The 15,743-nt window shown below is 68.9% G+C and carries 20 protein-coding genes and 1 pseudogene; 16 read left to right on the top strand and 5 right to left on the bottom strand.

Annotated elements, in window-relative coordinates; genetic code table 11:
- Nucleotides 1–2 precede the first annotated feature (2 nt).
- The 4 genes from ACY0PA_RS04620 (at nt 3) to ACY0PA_RS04605 (ending at nt 3,285) form a co-directional block, all read left to right on the top strand.
- Entirely contained in the window at nt 3–551 is a 549-nt protein-coding gene (locus ACY0PA_RS04620) for a YciI family protein (RefSeq protein ID WP_473086233.1), read from the top strand.
- 176 nt (nt 552–727) lie between these two features.
- The gene (locus tag ACY0PA_RS04615) at nt 728–1,609 is read left to right on the top strand and encodes a hypothetical protein (protein ID WP_473083464.1); all 882 of its coding nucleotides are present in this window, start codon (nt 728–730) and stop codon (nt 1,607–1,609) included.
- A gap of 78 nt (nt 1,610–1,687) precedes the next feature.
- Nucleotides 1,688–2,377 (top strand): HAD family hydrolase, encoded by a 690-nt coding sequence (locus ACY0PA_RS04610; protein ID WP_473083463.1) that lies wholly within the window; start codon nt 1,688–1,690, stop codon nt 2,375–2,377.
- 299 nt (nt 2,378–2,676) lie between these two features.
- Nucleotides 2,677–3,285 carry an MBL fold metallo-hydrolase gene (locus tag ACY0PA_RS04605; RefSeq protein ID WP_473083462.1) on the top strand — a complete coding sequence of 203 codons (609 nt, stop codon included), beginning with the start codon at nt 2,677–2,679 and terminating at the stop codon, nt 3,283–3,285.
- A 350-nt stretch (nt 3,286–3,635) separates the two neighbouring features.
- Here the strand turns inward: ACY0PA_RS04605 and ACY0PA_RS04600 are convergent, their stop codons facing one another.
- From ACY0PA_RS04600 to ACY0PA_RS04585, 4 genes are all read right to left on the bottom strand, one after another.
- Nucleotides 3,636–4,337, bottom strand: coding sequence for a haloacid dehalogenase type II (locus ACY0PA_RS04600; RefSeq protein WP_473083461.1), 702 nt, complete (start codon nt 4,335–4,337; stop codon nt 3,636–3,638).
- Nucleotides 4,338–4,493: 156 nt separating this feature from the next.
- Nucleotides 4,494–4,886 (bottom strand): VOC family protein, encoded by a 393-nt coding sequence (locus ACY0PA_RS04595; RefSeq protein WP_473083460.1) that lies wholly within the window; start codon nt 4,884–4,886, stop codon nt 4,494–4,496.
- Nucleotides 4,883–5,197 (bottom strand): ArsR/SmtB family transcription factor, encoded by a 315-nt coding sequence (locus tag ACY0PA_RS04590; protein ID WP_473083459.1) that lies wholly within the window; start codon nt 5,195–5,197, stop codon nt 4,883–4,885. Before ACY0PA_RS04590 ends, ACY0PA_RS04595 begins: the two co-directional genes overlap by 4 nt.
- 32 nt (nt 5,198–5,229) lie before the next feature.
- A complete protein-coding gene (locus ACY0PA_RS04585; protein ID WP_473083458.1) occupies nt 5,230–5,379 on the bottom strand; it encodes a hypothetical protein in 150 nt (49 codons plus the stop codon).
- 387 nt (nt 5,380–5,766) lie between these two features.
- Between ACY0PA_RS04585 and ACY0PA_RS04580 the strand changes: the two genes are divergently transcribed.
- The 6 genes from ACY0PA_RS04580 (at nt 5,767) to ACY0PA_RS04555 (ending at nt 11,319) form a co-directional block, all read left to right on the top strand.
- Nucleotides 5,767–6,255, top strand: coding sequence for a MarR family winged helix-turn-helix transcriptional regulator (locus ACY0PA_RS04580; protein WP_473083457.1), 489 nt, complete (start codon nt 5,767–5,769; stop codon nt 6,253–6,255).
- Nucleotides 6,252–7,556: an MFS transporter gene (locus ACY0PA_RS04575; RefSeq protein ID WP_473083456.1), complete on the top strand. Its 1,305-nt coding sequence runs from the start codon at nt 6,252–6,254 to the stop codon at nt 7,554–7,556. The genes ACY0PA_RS04580 and ACY0PA_RS04575 overlap by 4 nt, the downstream gene beginning before the upstream one ends.
- Nucleotides 7,557–7,786: 230 nt before the next feature.
- On the top strand, nt 7,787–8,686 hold the full coding sequence (locus tag ACY0PA_RS04570) for a calcium-binding protein (RefSeq protein WP_473083455.1): 900 nt from the start codon (nt 7,787–7,789) through the stop codon (nt 8,684–8,686).
- A gap of 189 nt (nt 8,687–8,875) precedes the next feature.
- The gene (locus ACY0PA_RS04565) at nt 8,876–9,211 is read left to right on the top strand and encodes a YciI family protein (RefSeq protein ID WP_473083454.1); all 336 of its coding nucleotides are present in this window, start codon (nt 8,876–8,878) and stop codon (nt 9,209–9,211) included.
- Nucleotides 9,208–10,455: an RNA polymerase sigma factor gene (locus tag ACY0PA_RS04560; protein WP_473083453.1), complete on the top strand. Its 1,248-nt coding sequence runs from the start codon at nt 9,208–9,210 to the stop codon at nt 10,453–10,455. The genes ACY0PA_RS04565 and ACY0PA_RS04560 overlap by 4 nt, the downstream gene beginning before the upstream one ends.
- A gap of 135 nt (nt 10,456–10,590) precedes the next feature.
- Nucleotides 10,591–11,319, top strand: a complete 729-nt coding sequence (locus ACY0PA_RS04555) for a DUF899 family protein (RefSeq protein WP_473083452.1) — start codon at nt 10,591–10,593, stop codon at nt 11,317–11,319.
- A 72-nt stretch (nt 11,320–11,391) separates the two neighbouring features.
- On the opposite strand, the gene ACY0PA_RS04550 is transcribed toward ACY0PA_RS04555, so the two are convergent.
- A complete protein-coding gene (locus ACY0PA_RS04550; protein WP_473083451.1) occupies nt 11,392–11,721 on the bottom strand; it encodes a hypothetical protein in 330 nt (109 codons plus the stop codon).
- Here ACY0PA_RS04550 and ACY0PA_RS04545 point away from each other — a divergent pair.
- The 6 genes and pseudogenes from ACY0PA_RS04545 to ACY0PA_RS04520 form a co-directional block, all read left to right on the top strand.
- Nucleotides 11,720–12,292: a hypothetical protein gene (locus ACY0PA_RS04545; RefSeq protein WP_473083450.1), complete on the top strand. Its 573-nt coding sequence runs from the start codon at nt 11,720–11,722 to the stop codon at nt 12,290–12,292. The genes ACY0PA_RS04550 and ACY0PA_RS04545 overlap by 2 nt on opposite strands.
- A gap of 150 nt (nt 12,293–12,442) precedes the next feature.
- Nucleotides 12,443–13,498 (top strand): chitinase, encoded by a 1,056-nt coding sequence (locus tag ACY0PA_RS04540; RefSeq protein WP_473083449.1) that lies wholly within the window; start codon nt 12,443–12,445, stop codon nt 13,496–13,498.
- Nucleotides 13,499–13,616: 118 nt separating this feature from the next.
- Nucleotides 13,617–14,027, top strand: coding sequence for a VOC family protein (locus ACY0PA_RS04535; protein ID WP_100594364.1), 411 nt, complete (start codon nt 13,617–13,619; stop codon nt 14,025–14,027).
- A 67-nt stretch (nt 14,028–14,094) separates the two neighbouring features.
- Nucleotides 14,095–14,541: a helix-turn-helix transcriptional regulator gene (locus ACY0PA_RS04530; RefSeq protein WP_473083448.1), complete on the top strand. Its 447-nt coding sequence runs from the start codon at nt 14,095–14,097 to the stop codon at nt 14,539–14,541.
- A gap of 5 nt (nt 14,542–14,546) precedes the next feature.
- The gene (locus ACY0PA_RS04525) at nt 14,547–15,173 is read left to right on the top strand and encodes a glyoxalase (protein ID WP_473083447.1); all 627 of its coding nucleotides are present in this window, start codon (nt 14,547–14,549) and stop codon (nt 15,171–15,173) included.
- Between the two features lie 167 nt (nt 15,174–15,340).
- Nucleotides 15,341–15,511 (top strand): annotated as a pseudogene (locus ACY0PA_RS04520) (SAM-dependent methyltransferase); the annotation flags it as partial.
- Between the last annotated feature and the right edge of the window lie 232 nt (nt 15,512–15,743).

Genomic DNA, 15,743 nt, shown 5'->3' with positions numbered 1-15,743 from the left:
GCATGGAGTTCTTCTGCTACCACCGCGATCGTCTCGACTCCCTGGCGCTACGCCGTGAGTTGCTGGAAGAGCACTGGTCCTACATGGACCAGTACGGCAAAGAGCTGATCGCTCGCGGCCCGACGCTCAGCAGCGACGGTGAGGAGCCGACGGGGAGTGTGCACATCGTCGACCTGCCGGACACCGCCGCGGCACGCGCGTTCGCGTTCGACGAACCCGGCTATCAGGCCGGCGTGTACCGGGACGTGATGCTGCGCCGTTGGCACAACAAGCTCGGGCGCACCATGTGGGACTACCCCGGTGGTCCCACCGAAGGGAACCGGTACCTGGTGCTCGGCCTTGGCGCGGGGCACACTGCCGACCTCGATGTGCCCGCCGATCAGGACGACCTGATCGCGTACGGGCCTCTGCTGTCCGACGACGGTGCCACCTGGCTGGGTACGGCGGCGCTGGTCCGGGCGCCGGACCCGGACACGGCATGTGCCGTTCTGACCGTGGGTCTCTACGCCGAGATCGAGGTCCACAACTGGCAGTTCGGCGGCAGGCGGTGATGACGGCCGTCACCCCGCCACAAGGGCGGCAGACGAGCGAGATAGGGGCGGAAGACGAGCGAGATAGGGGCGGAAGATGAGCGAGATAGGGGCGGAAGATGAGCGAGCCGTGCAACGATTTCGGCCCGCTGTGCGTCAGTTATCCGAGAGTTTACTTCGATGCCCGAGGGACGTAAATGCAACGCGTGTGTGACTTCGGGATCGCCGGGGCCGTGCTGTTGGCCACAACCGGCATCACGGCCTGTCAGGGCGACGCCTCGGCCGCGCCGTCCGGCGCGGCGCGGGTCGTCAAGGACACCGATGACGAGGCGGTCATCGAACTGTCCGACGGACGCCGGGTCTCCCTGCGCTACCAGGCCGGTACGGGCCTGCTCGAACGGCACCGGAGCGCCGTCGGCAAGCCCTGGTCCGGGTCGAAGACCGTCTACGCCACCAAGACCGACCCCTGCCGGGGCATCGACCTGAAGGCATACCGCGCCACCGTCACCGTGCGCGCCGACTTCGGACAGTACTGCCGGGACGGCGAGCCTCCGACGGAGAGCGTCGCCGCCGTCGGCACCGGTGGACTGGGGAAGTGGGACACCCACATGGCCAAGAACTGGGACGGCTGGGACCGGGTCGACATCGCCCGCGACGGGAAGTCGGCGACGTTCTCGTCCAAGTCATCGGCCGGCACGACGACGCTCGCCTGGCGCGTCGGCAAGGGCTTCGGCGAGGTCGCGACCACGTACAAGAGGCTCGGTGAGCGGTTCCTCGGCACCTGGCGCGCCGAGGACGGCAGCCACCAGGTGACCTTCCGGCAGAGCAAGCTCAACGTGCCCGCGTCGGCCACCGTCGAGATGCTCAAGGGCCCCACGTGCAGGGTCCGCATGGACCTGATCAACATCTGGGAGGACCGGGTACAGCCCAGGGGAGCCAAGGTCCTGGGAGGCGGGAAAACCACGTACTGCCCACCCGAGGAGTTCAATTCCGAGTACGTGGTGGCGACTGCCGACGGGCCGATGGAGCTCAGGAACCTTGGTGACGCCACGCCACTGGTGACGTACCGGAAGTCGTGACGCAGGCGCGGCGTCGTCCGTCTCCTTGCCCGCTCCCGGGCTTGCGTACTGGTGATGGGGGAGGCGAGGATCGCCGGCATGGTCAAAGGTGTGATGTTCGACTTTTCCGGGACCCTCTTCCGTATCGAGTCCGTTTCGGAATGGCTGGGCGCGGTTGTCGCCGAGGCCGGACTCGATATGGATGACGAAGAACTCGCCGCGTGTGCCGGTCGGTTGACCGAGGCGGGGGCTCTGCCCGGAGGGGCTCCGCCTCGCGCGCTGCCGTCGCACCTCGAGGGGCTGTGGCGTGCACGGGACCTCAGCGCCGAGCAACACCGAGCCGCGTATACCGCTCTCGCCCGCGAGGCGGCCCTCCCGTCGGCGGAGCTGGCCGAATCTCTGTATGACCGGCACCGTGCTTCCGCCGCATGGCGCCCCTATCCCGACACCGAGGCGACTCTTCGTGCTCTGCGTGAGCGGGGCGTCTCGGTCGCTGTGGTGAGCAATATCGGCTGGGACCTGAGGCCCGTCTTCCGCGACCACGGTGTCGACGGCCTCGTCGACGCGTACGCCCTCTCCTTCGAGCACGGCGTGCAGAAGCCGGATCCGGTGCTCTTCCAAGCGGCCTGCGACAAGCTCGGACTGCCGCCCGGCGAGGTCCTCATGGTCGGCGACGATCGCATCGCGGACGCCGGGGCTGCGGTGCTCGGGTGTCCCGTTCATCTGGTCGACCACCTGCCCGTCGACCGACGCCCGAACGCACTGCGGGCGGTGCTTGACCTCGTCTAGCTCCTGAGCTCCTCTGGCTCATATCGCTCCTGTAGATCGTGCATGTGCAGAGGGGAGTTGTGGTGTCTTCTTCGAAGAGGGTCGCGGCGGTTGCGGGGTTGCGACTCCCGATCTGTTGCACGTGCGGTGTGCAGTACGGGGCACAGCGCGCTGACTGCCCGGTCTGTCTGGACGAGCGGCAGTACGTGGGCTGGGAGGGCCAGCGGTGGACATCACTCGGTGAGTTGCGCGCCGGTGGCCGACGCGGGCGGCTCGTCGAGGAAGGGCCCGGTGTCATCGGAGTGGGCGCGGAGCCGTCGGTGGCTGTCGGCCAGCGTGCACTGCTGATCCGATCGCCGCACGGGAACGTGTTGTGGGATTGCGGGGGCTACCTCGACGACGAACTCGTCGCCGAGATCGAGGATTTGGGCGGGATCAACGCGATCGCCGTCAGCCATCCGCACTTCTACGGCGTGATGACCGAGTGGGGAAAGGTCTTCGACGCGCCGGTGTACGTCCATGCCGCGGACCGTGAGTGGGTAGGGCGGCCCGATCCGGTGATCGAGTACTGGACCGGCGACACCCACGAAATCGCGCCCGGCATGACGCTGGTCAATGCGGGCACGCACTTCGCCGGAGGCACGGTGCTGCACTGGGCCGACGATCCGGAGGGCGCCGGCGCGCTGTTCAGCGGCGACATCTTCATGGTCGTGATGGACCGGCGCTGGGTCAGCTTCATGTACAGCATCCCCAACTTCATTCCGGAGCGCCCGAGCACGATCCGCCGCGCGCTCGCGCTGGTCGAACCCTTCGCTTTCGAGCGCATCTACGGAGCCTTCTGGGGGCGCGTGGTCAGCACCGACGGGGCGGCCGCGGTCCGGCGTTCCGCGGATCGCTATCTGCGTTTCGTGCGGGATGACGGATCGTAGAAGTTGAGAGTGACCCAGGATCACGCTGTGGAACACGCAACGTCGGGGCCAGGGACCGGAGTTATGCCCCGTGCCGGGCGAGATCACCGCGGAGTTCGGGATCGAACTGGTGCGCAACGGAGTCGTCCGACGCCATGAAGCGAACGCACTGCCGGCAGCCCCAACGGCTTTCGCGACCACGCTCGGATGTCGTGAACGCCTACTTCACGACGGAACAGTGCCCCAGCTGCGGTTGCCATACCGACGGCCTGTCCAACAGGTTCGCCTGCACTTCCTGCGACACGGTATGGACGTCGGGGGACCCGGAGTCGGTCGTGAGCCCTCGCACGAGCGTCATGTGACGACGACGGTCACTTCCCGCGGTCGGAGTCGATTTGGTCGGCCAGGTCGCTCAAGTCCTTGGCGTACAGATCGAATTGATCCCCCGCGGTGGGCGGGTCGCCGACCGGGCGGGTGACGTAGGCGGTGCGCAGGCCCGCGTTCTGTGCCGCGCGCAGGTCCCAGGCGTGGGTGGCGACCATCAGCAGTCGCTCCGGCGGTCGTCCGGAGACGGTGACAGCCAGTTGGTAGACCGCTGGATCCGGCTTGTACGTCCGCGCGTCCTCGGCCGACAGTGCCTGGTGCCAGCGCAGGCCGGCGTGGGCGTTGACTTCGAGCAGCGCCGTCCGGCTCGCGTTGGAGAGGCCGATCAGCGGGTGCTGTTCCGCGAGTCGGGCGAGACCTGACGCAGTGTCGGGCCATGGCGGGAGCCGACGACCTGACAGGGCCAGCGCCGCTACAGCCGTCGGGTCGTCGACCCCGGCGGCGTCGGCGACGAGCCGGGCGGCTTCCAGGTCGAGCGCGTCGCTCGTGACGTAGGGCCGCCCGCCGTCGAGGATGCGCCGCTGCTCGCGGTCGATGTGCTGCTGCCAGATCGCAAGCAGCTCTTCGAGCTGCGCCGGGCTGGCGAGCGACGGGTCAAGTTCACGAATGCCGGTGCGGATACCGGCGGGCTCGTCGACGAGCGTGCCGAGTACGTCGAAGACGAGGGCATCGATCTGCAGCTCTGACATCGGAGAGGTCTCCATGCAAGGGGCGAAGCGCCGGATGATCGAACGTAGCGGGAGGGTCGCAAAGGGCGCAAGTTGCGTTCGGGGCTAACGTCTGAGCGGCGACAGCGGCGAGGGTTTCGGGGAGTTCGGCGGCAGGCCCGCGCCGCCGTCCGGCGCCTACTCCGGATTTGTTGCGATCTGGATCAGGTTGCCGCACGTGTCGTCGAAGACTGCCGTGGTGACCGGGCCCATTTCCAGGGGCTCCTGGGTGAAGGGCACTCCGAGGCCGCTCAGGCGCTCGTACTCGGCCTGTACGTCCTCGACGGCGAACTGGGCGAGGGGGATGCCGTCCGCGACGAGCGTGTCGCGGTAGGGCTTGACGGCCGGGTGGCCGGCGGGCTCCAGGAGGAGTTCGGTGCCGCCGGGTTCGTCGGGCGAGACGACGGTCAGCCACCGGGCCTCCGGGCCGACCGGGACGTCGTGCTTCTTCACGAAGCCGAGGATCTCGGTGTAGAAGTGCTCGGCTTTGGCCTGGTCGTCGACGAAGACGCTGGTCAGGTGGATCTTCATGAGGTGCTCTCCTCCGGTCCTGATGTGTGGGGTGCGGGCGTGCGCACGGGCCATCGCTCGGTGATCTGCCGCAGCGGCTCCGTGTTCAGGTCGTGGAACTTGTATCGGCTCTCTCGCCTGGTCTCGACGAGTCCGGCGGCCTCCAGAACGGCGAGGTGCTGGGAGACACCCTGGCGCGAGATGCCGAGCTGATGCTTCATGCTCAGCCGCCCGCAGATCTCGAACAGTGTCTGTCCGGACTTCTCCGTGAGCTCGTCGAGGATGGTGCGGCGGGTGGGGTCGGCCAAGGCTTTGAAGAGATCGTCGGCCATGACCGCATGATAGGCAACTCCTCACTTGCCTATCAAGTCGAGGCGTCCGGCCCCGGCTCCGTCCGGCCGACGGTGCGATGGCGCAGGGTCTCGTGTCGGCCGGAATGATCAGGGAACCACTGGGCCTGGAAGCCCAGAGCCCCGGCCGCCTCGATGTTCGACAGCGTGTCATCGACGAACAAGCACCGTTCCGGGTTCGTGCAGGCCGCTTCGCTCGCGTGGTCCGGAAGGCCTCGGCGCCCGGCTTGGCGACGCCGAGGCCGGGGCCGCAGGACGTCAATAACTCCGAGAAGAACCCGAGTTCCGGGTGCTCGCCCGCACGACCTGCCAGTAGTACACGACCTGCCAGTAGTACACGACCTGTCAGTAGTAGTGGTCGACGTTCGACAACAGCACGAGACGGTGGCTCTCGGACAGCCTCCTCACGAGAGGTGATCACGCCGAAAAGGTCGAAGACGAAAGCGCCGACGTGAGGCGCGGCGCGGTTCACGGGGGACCTCTCGTTGTTGAGGGGCCAGTGCGGTCCAACCGTCCGAGCGCTGTTATATCAGCGCTGTTATATTAGTGCTGTGACATCTTCTGACCCCACCGCGCTGCCCGACCCCTGGCACTCGCTGCACGAGCTGCTGGCGGCCATGGATGCCGACATCGAGCAGGTCTACGTCGAGCGTGGCATCAAGGGGGTGCGGCCGCGGTTCGCGTACCCGCTGATCCGGCTGGCCCACACCGGACCGCTCACCATCCGCGAGCTCGCGGAGTCCCTGAACCGCTCGCACTCCGCGATCAGCCAGACCATCGCCGCCATGCGCAAGGAGGATCTGGTCACCTCCGAACCGGGGCCCGACGCCCGCACCCGGCGGATCAGCCTGACCGAGCGCGGGCGTTCGCTGGTGCCGTTCCTGGAGGCCGAGTGGCGCGCCACGCACGCGACGGTCGCCGAGCTGGACGGCGAGATCCCGCACGCGATGACCGCCGTCGTCGAGGAGGTGCGGCGGGCCCTGGAACAACGGTCGATGCGGGAGCGAATCCTTCACCACCTCGCCGGGCCTCCGGAATGAAGGGGCGGGTCCGGTTCCTCGACACCCGTCCGCTGCGTCGCAGCCGACCGTTCCGCGACTTGTGGATCGGCACCTCGGCCTCCCAACTCGGCGGCCAGATAACGACCGTGGCGGTGCTCGCCCAGGTCTGGGACCTGACCGGCAGCACGGTGGGCACCGGCGCCATCGGGCTCGCCACCGGCCTGCCGATGGTGCTGTTCGGGCTGATCGGCGGGACGCTGGCCGACAGTGTCGACCGCCGGGCGCTGGTGCGGGCCACTACGGCAGGCCAACTGCTGGTCGCCGCAGGGCTGTCGACTCAGGCCCTGGCGGGCAACCGGAACGTGTTCCTCCTGCTCGCCCTGGTTGCTGCCGCGACCGCCTGTGGCGCGCTGGGTGCCCCGGCCCGGCGCACGTTCCCGGTCCGGCTGCTGCCGGCCGACCAGGTCGCGGCTGGTCTCGCGCTGACCAACGTCTCCTTCCAGGTGGCGATGCTGGCCGGGCCCGCGTTGGCCGGGCTGATCATCGCCCGCTGGGACCTCCCTGCCGCGTACGCCGCCCAGGCGGTGGCCACGGTGGTCTCGATGCTCGCGGTGATCCGCCTTCCGGCCATGAGGCCCGAGGGCGCGGATGCAGCTGTCGCCAAGCGGCGCCCGCAGCACGGCGGTTGGCGGATCGTCCTGCGTCGCCCGACACTGTGGGGCTCGATGGTCACCGACCTGTCCGCGACGCTCCTCGCCATGCCGATCGCGCTGTTCCCGCTGGTGAACGAGGTCCGCTTCGGCGGGAACCCGCAGACCCTCGGCCTGTTCCTCTCCGCCATCGCGGTCGGCGGCATCACGGCCGGCCTTCTCTCCGGCACGGTGACCCGCTGGCGCCGCGGCGGCCTGGTCCAGCTGGGCGGGGCTGCCGTCTGGAGCCTGGCGCTGGCCGGCTTCGGCATCTCCGGACCGCTGTGGCCGGCCCTCGGCTGCCTGGCCGTGGCCGGTGCCGCCGACACCGTCTCGGTCGTCACCCGCAGTGCGCTGGTTCAGTTGGAGACCCCGGACGCGTACCGGGGGAGGGTCTCCTCCGTGGAACATGTCATCGGCGTTGCGGGCCCCGAACTCGGCAATTTCCGGGGCGGGTTGATGGCATCGGCGACCTCCGCCCCCTTCGCCCTGGTCACCGGCGGCCTGTCCGCCACGCTGGCGGTCGCGGCGGTGGCAGCCACGAACGCCACCCTCCGCGCCTACCGCACACCGCGCACCCCCAACAATCGCCAGAGCGAGGAGCCTTACGGAGGCCCGTCGTCCGAAACTGCAGACGCCGCTGAAGTATGACGGCTCAGAAACACGATGAGACCAATGAGTGAACCCGAGTTGGATCGCCACTGAAGAAAGAATTGACCAATTGCCGATCGTCTTACCGGTAACCGCAGTTCATAGCCGTCTCCGACGTCATTGCCGAACCTGTGAGACGCATTTCCTGCCAACCTGCAACGCAACCAAGCTAATAGCACGGGAGTCACATGTAGTTGTCAGAGGCACATACTCCTCATGGAGGCAATGCAATGCACTCTCGTCCCATAAACCGCCATACGCTGTGCGCCGCGTCGGCGGTGATGCTGGCTTTCGGTGCGGGGCTTACCGGTCCCGTCCTGCTGGCCGGTACGGCCGTTGCCGCGACGTCGACGGCCACCGCCGCGATCGACGGCCGTGCGGTCGCCTACACCGCCGCCCCCGGTCAGACCAACAACGTGACCGTCACAGCGTCGAAGAACGGAGCTGACATCACGTACGTCATCGACGACGCGGTCACGATCAGCGCGGGCGACGGCTGCACGTACCCGAGCAGCACGGACCAGACCGAGGTCACCTGCACGATGACGACGGTGGACAGCCAGGACCCGTACGCCTCCCTTGAGTTGTCCCTCGGTGATGGCAACGATGTCCTCGCCTACGAGAACCAGACCGACGAGACGTACAACTTCGCCTCGATCGACATGGGCGACGGCCAGGACACCCTGACCGAGACCGGCGGCGTTCAGGGCAACGGCGTCGACGGTGGAGCAGGTGACGACAACCTCTCGGTGGGGCCCGTCACGGTGGTGCTCGGCGGTGACGGCAACGACAGGATCGACGCTGCCGACGGCACCGTCGCGCAGGGCGGCATCGGCAACGACACCATTCACTCCAGGGGCGAGGACAGCTCCGTCGACGGCGGTGCCGGCCGCGACATGATCTACGGCGGTGCGGACCGGCAGAGCCTGTCCGGCGGTGACGGCAACGACACGATCCGCGGCGGTGACGGGAGCGACTACCTGTACGGCGGCAAGGGCGACGACGTTCTGTACGGCGAAGCCGGCGACGACACGATCTACGGGAACAGCGGCAACGACAAGCTGTACGGGGGAGCCGGCACGGACATCCTCTCCGGCGGACCCGGCACGAACGTCGTTCACCAGGACTGACATCCCATCCGCCGGCCGGGGAACCGCCAGCGCCCGGGCCGGGTCGGCTGCCCTCACTGACGTGACTCCGCCACAGGGATCTGAAGTCGGCGAACCTGTTCGTGCAGCCTGGGGCCCGGGCTGATCCTGCGTACCTGCGTCGTGATGCGAAGCTCTCACGACGGGGGCAGCGGGGGCAGAATGAACAGGGTGAAATACGTGCTGCTTATCTGCGACGACGAGAAGGTTTCGCCCAGTAACGAGGAGCTCGAGGCGGACCCGACACACCAGGCCTGGCTCGCGGACCTCGACCGGCGTGGCGGCATGCTCGTCGGCGCGCGGCTGCGTCCGGTGGTGGACGCGACCACGGTCCGGGTCCGGAACGGCGAAACCCTGGTGTCGGACGGTCCGTTCGCGGAGACCAAAGACTTCGTGGGCGGCTTCGTGATCGTCGAGTGCGCCGACCTGGACGAGGCGATCGCGATCGCCGAGGGCCATCCGTACGCGCGCTGGGGCGGCGTCGAGATCCGCCCGGTCTGGGAATGACCGCGCCGGAGGACCGGGTCCGGACGGCCGTCGACGAGGCGTTCCGGGACGAGTGGGGCCAGGTGGTCGCGACCCTGATCGGGACGACGGGCGACTGGGACCTGGCCGAGGACTGCGCGCAGGACGCGTTCGCCGCAGCGCTGACGACCTGGGCGCGCGACGGCGTGCCGCGCCGCCCCGGCGCATGGCTCACCACCACCGCCCGCAACCGCGCCACCGACCGGCTGCGGCGCGACGCCGCGGGTGCGGCCAAGCTGCGCCAGCTCGCCGTGATCACCCGCGACCCCGATGAACCGCCGGTGGAGGACATTCCGGACGAGCGGTTGCGGCTGATCTTCACCTGCTGCCATCCGGCGCTGCCCTTCCCCGCACGGGTCGCGCTCACCCTTCGTACGCTGGCCGGGCTGAGCACCGCCGAGATCGCCCGCGCCTTCCTGACGGCCGAGCCGACGATGGCGCAGCGCCTGGTCCGCGCCAAACGCAAGATCGCCGAGGCCGGCATCCCGTACCGCGTGCCACCCGCCGACCTGCTCCCGCAGCGTCTCGCCGCCGTCCTCGCTGTGCTCTACCTGATCTTCAACGAGGGGTACGACGACGAGGGCGCGGACGACCGCCGGGCGCTGACCGCCGAAGCGATCCGGCTGTCCCGGGTCCTGATCCGGCTGATGCCCGGCGAATCCGAGCCGCGCGGGCTGCTCGCCCTGATGCTGCTGCACGAGGCGCGGCGCACGACCCGTACGTCCGACGGCGTGCTCGTCACACTGGAGAAGCAGGACCGGAGCCGGTGGGATCAGGCGCTGATCGCCGAGGGGGTGGAGACCCTTGACGAGGCGCTGGCCACGAGGCGCAGTGGGCCGTACCAGGTACAGGCCGCGATCGCCGCCTGTCATGCCACCGCGCCCGACGCACAGAGCACGGACTGGCCGCAGATCGCGGGGCTGTACGCGGAGCTGGCCCGGTTGGCCCCGTCCCCGGTGGTCGAGCTGAACCGGGCGGTGGCGATCGCGATGGCGGACGGCATCCCGGCGGGCCTGGCGCTGGTCGACGAGCTGGCCGCATCCGGGCGGCTCGACGGCTACCACCTGCTGCCCGCGACCCGGGCCGACCTGCTCCGCCGCTCCGGCCGGAGGGCCGAGGCCAGGCACGCGTACGAGGAAGCGGTGAAACTGGCGCCGACGGAGGCCGGGCGCCGCTATCTGACACGCCGGATCCGGGAGCTGACCAGCGGAAACGGCGAGCTGTGACTAACGTCGTGCACATCCAGCGAACTTTTTCTCTGCCGGTGTCGATCCGGGGGGTCCGTCTTCGTCGGTGGGGTGACAGACGCTCTGGAGCGAGGCGGAAGCCCTCCGGACAAAGACATGAAGGGATGAGTTCCCATGAGCACCGAAACGAGCGCACCCGCACCCAAGGCCGTCGACCGAGCCGCCTACCAGGCGGAACTGGACGCGCTGCGGATCCGGGAGAAGGCGTACACCCGTGAAGGCGACGCGATCGCGGCGGCCCGCCGCCGGCTGCCCATGGTGGAAGTGGACGCCGGCGCCCCGCTGACCGGCCCGTCCGGTCGGATCACGCTGCTGGACGCGTTCGAGGGCCGCACGCAGCTCATCGCGTACTTCCAGATGTGGCACGCCGGCCACCCGGCCGCCGACCAGTGCGAGGGCTGCACGTTCTTCAACAGTCAGGTCCGCGAGCTGTCCTACCTGCACTCCCGTGACGTCACCTACGCGACGCTGTGCCAGGGCCCGTACGAGGCGAGCGTCCGCTACCGCGACTTCATGGGCTGGGACGTGCCCTGGTACTCGGCCGAGGAGTCGATCGACACGCTGATGGCGGGGCGTGGCCCGTTCATGCTGGCGTGTTATCTGCGCCAGGGAGACCGCGTGTTCGAGACGTACTGGACCACAGGCCGCGGCGTCGAGGCCATGGATCAGACGTACAGCCTGCTGGACCGGACGGCGTACGGGCGGCAGGAGCCGTGGGAGGACTCGCCCGCCGGCTGGCCGCAGATCAGCGGTAACTACATGCGCACCGACGGACGCCCCACCGCCCAGTGGCCCCGCCTGCAGGCCGGACACTCCGACGACCTCGAAGCCGCCGGGAGGTAGGGGGTGTCCGGCCCCAGTCGTTCAACCGGCTTACGCTGACGGGAATTCAGGTCCACCCCCGGCGCGCCGCGATCACCCCGCCTGGAAGCGGTTTGCGGCGCCCAGCTCTTCGTGGAGGCGGCTGTTCCGGCGCCGCATCGTCCGTACCGACCAGCCCAACTGGCGGGCGGTCAGCGGAACCGACCGGGCCACGGCATGTGGCAGGATCGGGTGTGCGGCACGGCGCTCGTGCAGAACGAGCAGCGCCAACAAGGCCAGGCCGCTGGTGAGTTCAAGCAGAGTAGACCCAGCGGTCCACCCGCGCCCCGGCACGTCGGTCAGAGCGTGGACGAGGCTCGCGAGTGCCGCCGTGAGCAGGGCCGTGCCGGTGAGGTCAAGCCGTTCAGACAGGGGAGGCCTCATGGATGCCGCCGGGCACCGGCACGCCGACGCGGGCGTCATGCCGGCCCGTTTCGCTGCCCGCATCCTCGTGGTGTGCCCCCGCTGCTCCGGGCGTGCCGTGGTCGTTCCGCGCCAGGGTGGGCCCCAACTCAGCTATTCGGTAGACCTGTTGTTCCTGCCCAGGCGGCTGGCCTGTGCGCGATGCGGGGTCACGGCCGAATGGGAGCCGGAGCGGCGCGGCAACGCCCGCATCGGCGCGACGCTGGGCGGTCCGGCCGAGCCGTTCTTCGGCAGGCCGCTGTGGCTGCAGACGCGCTGCGCGGGCCGGCTGCTGTGGGCGTACGACATCGAGCCCGTCGACGCGCTCACCGCGTACGTCGGCGCGCGTCTGAGGCAGCGGGGGAGTCCGTCGTCGTCCTTGGCGATGATCCCGAGGCTGCCCGACTGGATGACCTCGGCCGCCAAGCGCAGCGCGGTCCTCGCGGGGTTCGCCGCACTGCGGACCCAGGCCGGGCGCTCGGCGCCCGAGGACCGCCCCGACATCGCCGACGGAAGCGCGGCCCGGCCACAGCCACGGCGCGCGACCTACTAGCTCCGATCGGTCGGCCCGATCGCGAATCGACCCCAACTCGACCCCAACTCCCCATTGGTCCATACCCATTGACGTAAGGTCTGGACCTCTCTACCGTGCGTCGTGCTCACGCCAACCCCCACTCGCCCGGTGATCCTGCGGAGGCCCCCCATGTCCCGTCGCAGTCGTACGTCCCGTCTCCTCGGCGCCGTCCTCGCGGCGGCCGCGTCCCTCTCCACCGTCCTGGTCGCGGCACCCGCCGCCCCCGCCGCCGACACCTGCGCGACCAAGCCGCGACCGGCCGGCAAGGTCCTCCAGGGCTACTGGGAGAACTGGGACGGTGCGTCCAACGGCGTGCACCCGCCGTTCGGCTGGACCCCCATCACCAACCCCGAGATGGCGCAGCACGGCTACAACGTCATCAACGCGGCCTTCCCGGTGATCCGCTCCGACGGCACCGCGCTGTGGGAGGACGGCATGGACACGAACGTGAAGGTCGCGACGCCGGCCGAGATGTGTCAGGCCAAGGCCTCGGGTCAGACCATCCTGATGTCCATCGGCGGCGCGGCAGCGGGCATCGACCTCAACTCGACCGCCGTCGCGGACCACTTCGTCGAGACGATCGTCCCGATCCTGAAGAAGTACAACTTCGACGGCATCGACATCGACATCGAGACGGGCCTCACCGGAAGCGGAAACATCAGCCAACTCTCCGTATCCCAGGCCAACTTGATTCGTATCATCGACGGCATCCTCGCCCAGATGCCCGCCGGATTCGGCCTGACGATGGCCCCCGAGACGGCGTATGTCACCGGCGGCAGCGTCACATACGGCTCGATCTGGGGCGCGTACCTCCCGGTCATCAAGAAGTACGCCGACAACGGCCGCCTGTGGTGGCTCAACATGCAGTACTACAACGGCAGCATGTACGGCTGCTCCGGCGACTCCTACGAGGCCGGCACCGTCCAGGGCTTCACTGCCCAGACCGACTGCCTGAACAAGGGGCTCGTAGTCCAGGGCACCACCATCAAGGTCCCCTACGACAAGCAGGTTCCCGGCCTGCCCGCCCAGCCCGGCGCGGGCGGAGGCTACATGGCACCGAGTCTGGTGTCGCAGGCATGGAACACGTACGGCGGTGGCCTCAAGGGGCTGATGACCTGGTCGATCAACTGGGACGGGTCGAAGGGATGGACGTTCGGGGACAACGTGAAGAGCCTGGAGCAGTAGCCGCACCGAGTCGTGGGTGGCGCGTCACCCCACTGGGGTGAGCGGATGAGTGAACAGCCGGCCCGACCGGTCAGGATCGGAGAAGCGCAGATCGCCGGACCGCTACTAACGTGGGGCCATGGACATCACCATTCACACCACCGCGCTTCCGCACGACGACCCGGACGCTTCCCTGGCCTTCTACCGCGACGTCCTCGGTTTCGAGGTCCGCAGCGACGTCGGCCAGGGCAAGATGCGCTGGATCACGGTCGGCCCCGTCGGCCAGCCCGGCACGTCCATCCTGCTCGCGCCGCCGGCCGCGGATCCCAGCATCAGCGAGGACGAGCGCCGCACCATCGCCGAGATGATGGCCAAGGGCACCTACGGCTGGATCCTGCTGGCCACCCGGGACCTCGACGGCACATTCGAGAAGGTGCAGGCGGCCGACGCCGAGGTCGTCCAGGAGCCGACCGAGCAGCCGTACGGCATCCGCGACTGCGCCTTCCGTGACCCCGCGGGCAACATGGTCCGCATCCAGGAGCTTCGCTGAGCCCAGCCGCGCCAGGTGGCCCTTGCGGCCCCCGGTGCTCGCGGGTTGCCAGGAAGGTAGGTGTCGTATGTGTCATCCCGCCTGGGGGCGCGCGCTTGCCCAGGAGCAGCGTCTGAAGGACCTGGTGCGACTGCGCCGGGTCCGTGACCGGATCGACCGGGAGTGCGCGCAGCCGCTGAACGTGGTGGCGCTCGCCCGCGGAGTTGACTGGCCGGCCGGGCATCTCAGCCGGCAGTTCCGGCTCGCGTACGGCCTGTCGCCGTACGCCTTTTTGATGACGCGTCGTGTCGAGCGGGCGAAGGCGTTGCTGCGCGGTGGCGACCTCACGGTCACCGAGGTCGGCTTCCTGGTCGGTTACGCGTCGCAGGGCGTCTTCCGTACCCGCTTCACCGAGCTGGCCGGGATGACGCCCAGCTCGTACCAACGCGGGGCGACGGTTGTGGCGACGAGGGCGTCGCCGTCGATACCGGTCAGGAATGGAGAAGCATTCCTCACCGTGCCAGAACTAGCGTGATGGCCATGACCTCCATCGAATCCATCACCCTCCAGGTGGCCGATCCCACGGCCGCGCAGCGCTTCTACACCGACGCGTTCGGCCTGGACACTCAGGTCGGACTGAGCGCCTCCGAGGCGCCGACGACCGGCTTCCGTGGTTTCTCGCTGTCGCTCACGGTGTCCCAGCCGGCCGACGTCAAGGCACTCATCGGCACGGCCCTCGACGCCGGCGCCACACCGCTCAAGCCCGTCACGAAGTCCCTGTGGGGATACGGCGGCGTCGTACAGGCACCGGACGGGACGATCTGGAAGGTCGCCACGTCCGCGCGGAAGGACAAAGGCCCGGCGACCCGGCAGATCGACACCATCGTGCTCCTGCTGGGCGTCGCGGATGTGGCCGCGAGCAGGCAGTTCTACGTCGCCCGCGGTCTCGCCGTGGCGAAGAGCTTCGGCCGCAAGTACGTCGAGTTCGAAACACCGTCGAGCCCGGTCAAGCTGGCTCTCTACGGGCGCCGCGCGCTTGCCAAGGATGTCGGTGTCCCCGTCGACGGCAGCGGATCGCACCGGCTCGTACTCGGCGGCGACGCCGGGACCTTCACCGACCCGGACGACTTCGCCTGGCAGGCCACCACGGTCGCCTCCGCGGTCTGACCTGATACCGCTCCCTTCCCGCTCACCGCCAATCGTCCTTATCTGTACGGCAGTTGATCTATGTGTGATCGCTCCCGCCGTCGCCGGGAGCATCTAGGGTGAGCGGCGAGATCACGATCGGCGGATGCTCAGGAGAGGGACCCGTGACAAGCGACGCACGCCCCGGCGGCTCTGAAAAGCTGAACCAGCGCACCCCGGAGCAGGTCGCCCGGTTCTTCGACGGCCTGGAACTGCTTGACCCGGGCCTGGTCTCCTGCTCACGCTGGCGGCCGGAGGGTGCCATCGCCGCGGTGCCTGATGAAGTGGCGATGTTCGGCGGGGTCGGGCGGAAGGGGTAGGGGCAATCTTGTGCTGACGACCTCGAGTCCTTCCGAGGCCGACTACGCGGCCGGAAGGCTGACCAACCCTCAGGTTGCCGCTGTCGACGCGAAAAGTGCGGAGGGTGAGGACATCCGAGTCGTCATCCCTCTGCTGGAGGAGTGGCTCAAGGTGCGTGGAAGAAGCAGCCCCTCGCCGTAGTCGCCGGCCGGCCACGCCCAGCATGCTCGGCCCATGAGCCTTAGCCGCGTG

Source organism: Streptomyces sp. DS1-CR2 (assembly GCF_055760475.1).
The sequence above is the reverse complement of the archived record's forward strand: the minus strand, read 5'-3'. Positions and strand labels throughout refer to the sequence as shown.

Coding starts and splice junctions, on each gene's coding strand:
- ACY0PA_RS04620 (WP_473086233.1), top strand. CDS start 3: ATGGAGTTCTTCTGCTACCACCGCGATCGTCTCGACTCCCTGGCGCTA.
- ACY0PA_RS04615 (WP_473083464.1), top strand. CDS start 728: ATGCAACGCGTGTGTGACTTCGGGATCGCCGGGGCCGTGCTGTTGGCC.
- ACY0PA_RS04610 (WP_473083463.1), top strand. CDS start 1,688: ATGGTCAAAGGTGTGATGTTCGACTTTTCCGGGACCCTCTTCCGTATC.
- ACY0PA_RS04600 (WP_473083461.1), bottom strand. CDS start 4,337: ATGTCAGAGCTGCAGATCGATGCCCTCGTCTTCGACGTACTCGGCACG.
- ACY0PA_RS04595 (WP_473083460.1), bottom strand. CDS start 4,886: ATGAAGATCCACCTGACCAGCGTCTTCGTCGACGACCAGGCCAAAGCC.
- ACY0PA_RS04590 (WP_473083459.1), bottom strand. CDS start 5,197: ATGGCCGACGATCTCTTCAAAGCCTTGGCCGACCCCACCCGCCGCACC.
- ACY0PA_RS04575 (WP_473083456.1), top strand. CDS start 6,252: ATGAAGGGGCGGGTCCGGTTCCTCGACACCCGTCCGCTGCGTCGCAGC.
- ACY0PA_RS04570 (WP_473083455.1), top strand. CDS start 7,787: ATGCACTCTCGTCCCATAAACCGCCATACGCTGTGCGCCGCGTCGGCG.
- ACY0PA_RS04560 (WP_473083453.1), top strand. CDS start 9,208: ATGACCGCGCCGGAGGACCGGGTCCGGACGGCCGTCGACGAGGCGTTC.
- ACY0PA_RS04555 (WP_473083452.1), top strand. CDS start 10,591: ATGAGCACCGAAACGAGCGCACCCGCACCCAAGGCCGTCGACCGAGCC.
- ACY0PA_RS04545 (WP_473083450.1), top strand. CDS start 11,720: ATGGATGCCGCCGGGCACCGGCACGCCGACGCGGGCGTCATGCCGGCC.
- ACY0PA_RS04550 (WP_473083451.1), bottom strand. CDS start 11,721: ATGAGGCCTCCCCTGTCTGAACGGCTTGACCTCACCGGCACGGCCCTG.
- ACY0PA_RS04540 (WP_473083449.1), top strand. CDS start 12,443: ATGTCCCGTCGCAGTCGTACGTCCCGTCTCCTCGGCGCCGTCCTCGCG.
- ACY0PA_RS04535 (WP_100594364.1), top strand. CDS start 13,617: ATGGACATCACCATTCACACCACCGCGCTTCCGCACGACGACCCGGAC.
- ACY0PA_RS04530 (WP_473083448.1), top strand. CDS start 14,095: ATGTGTCATCCCGCCTGGGGGCGCGCGCTTGCCCAGGAGCAGCGTCTG.
- ACY0PA_RS04525 (WP_473083447.1), top strand. CDS start 14,547: ATGACCTCCATCGAATCCATCACCCTCCAGGTGGCCGATCCCACGGCC.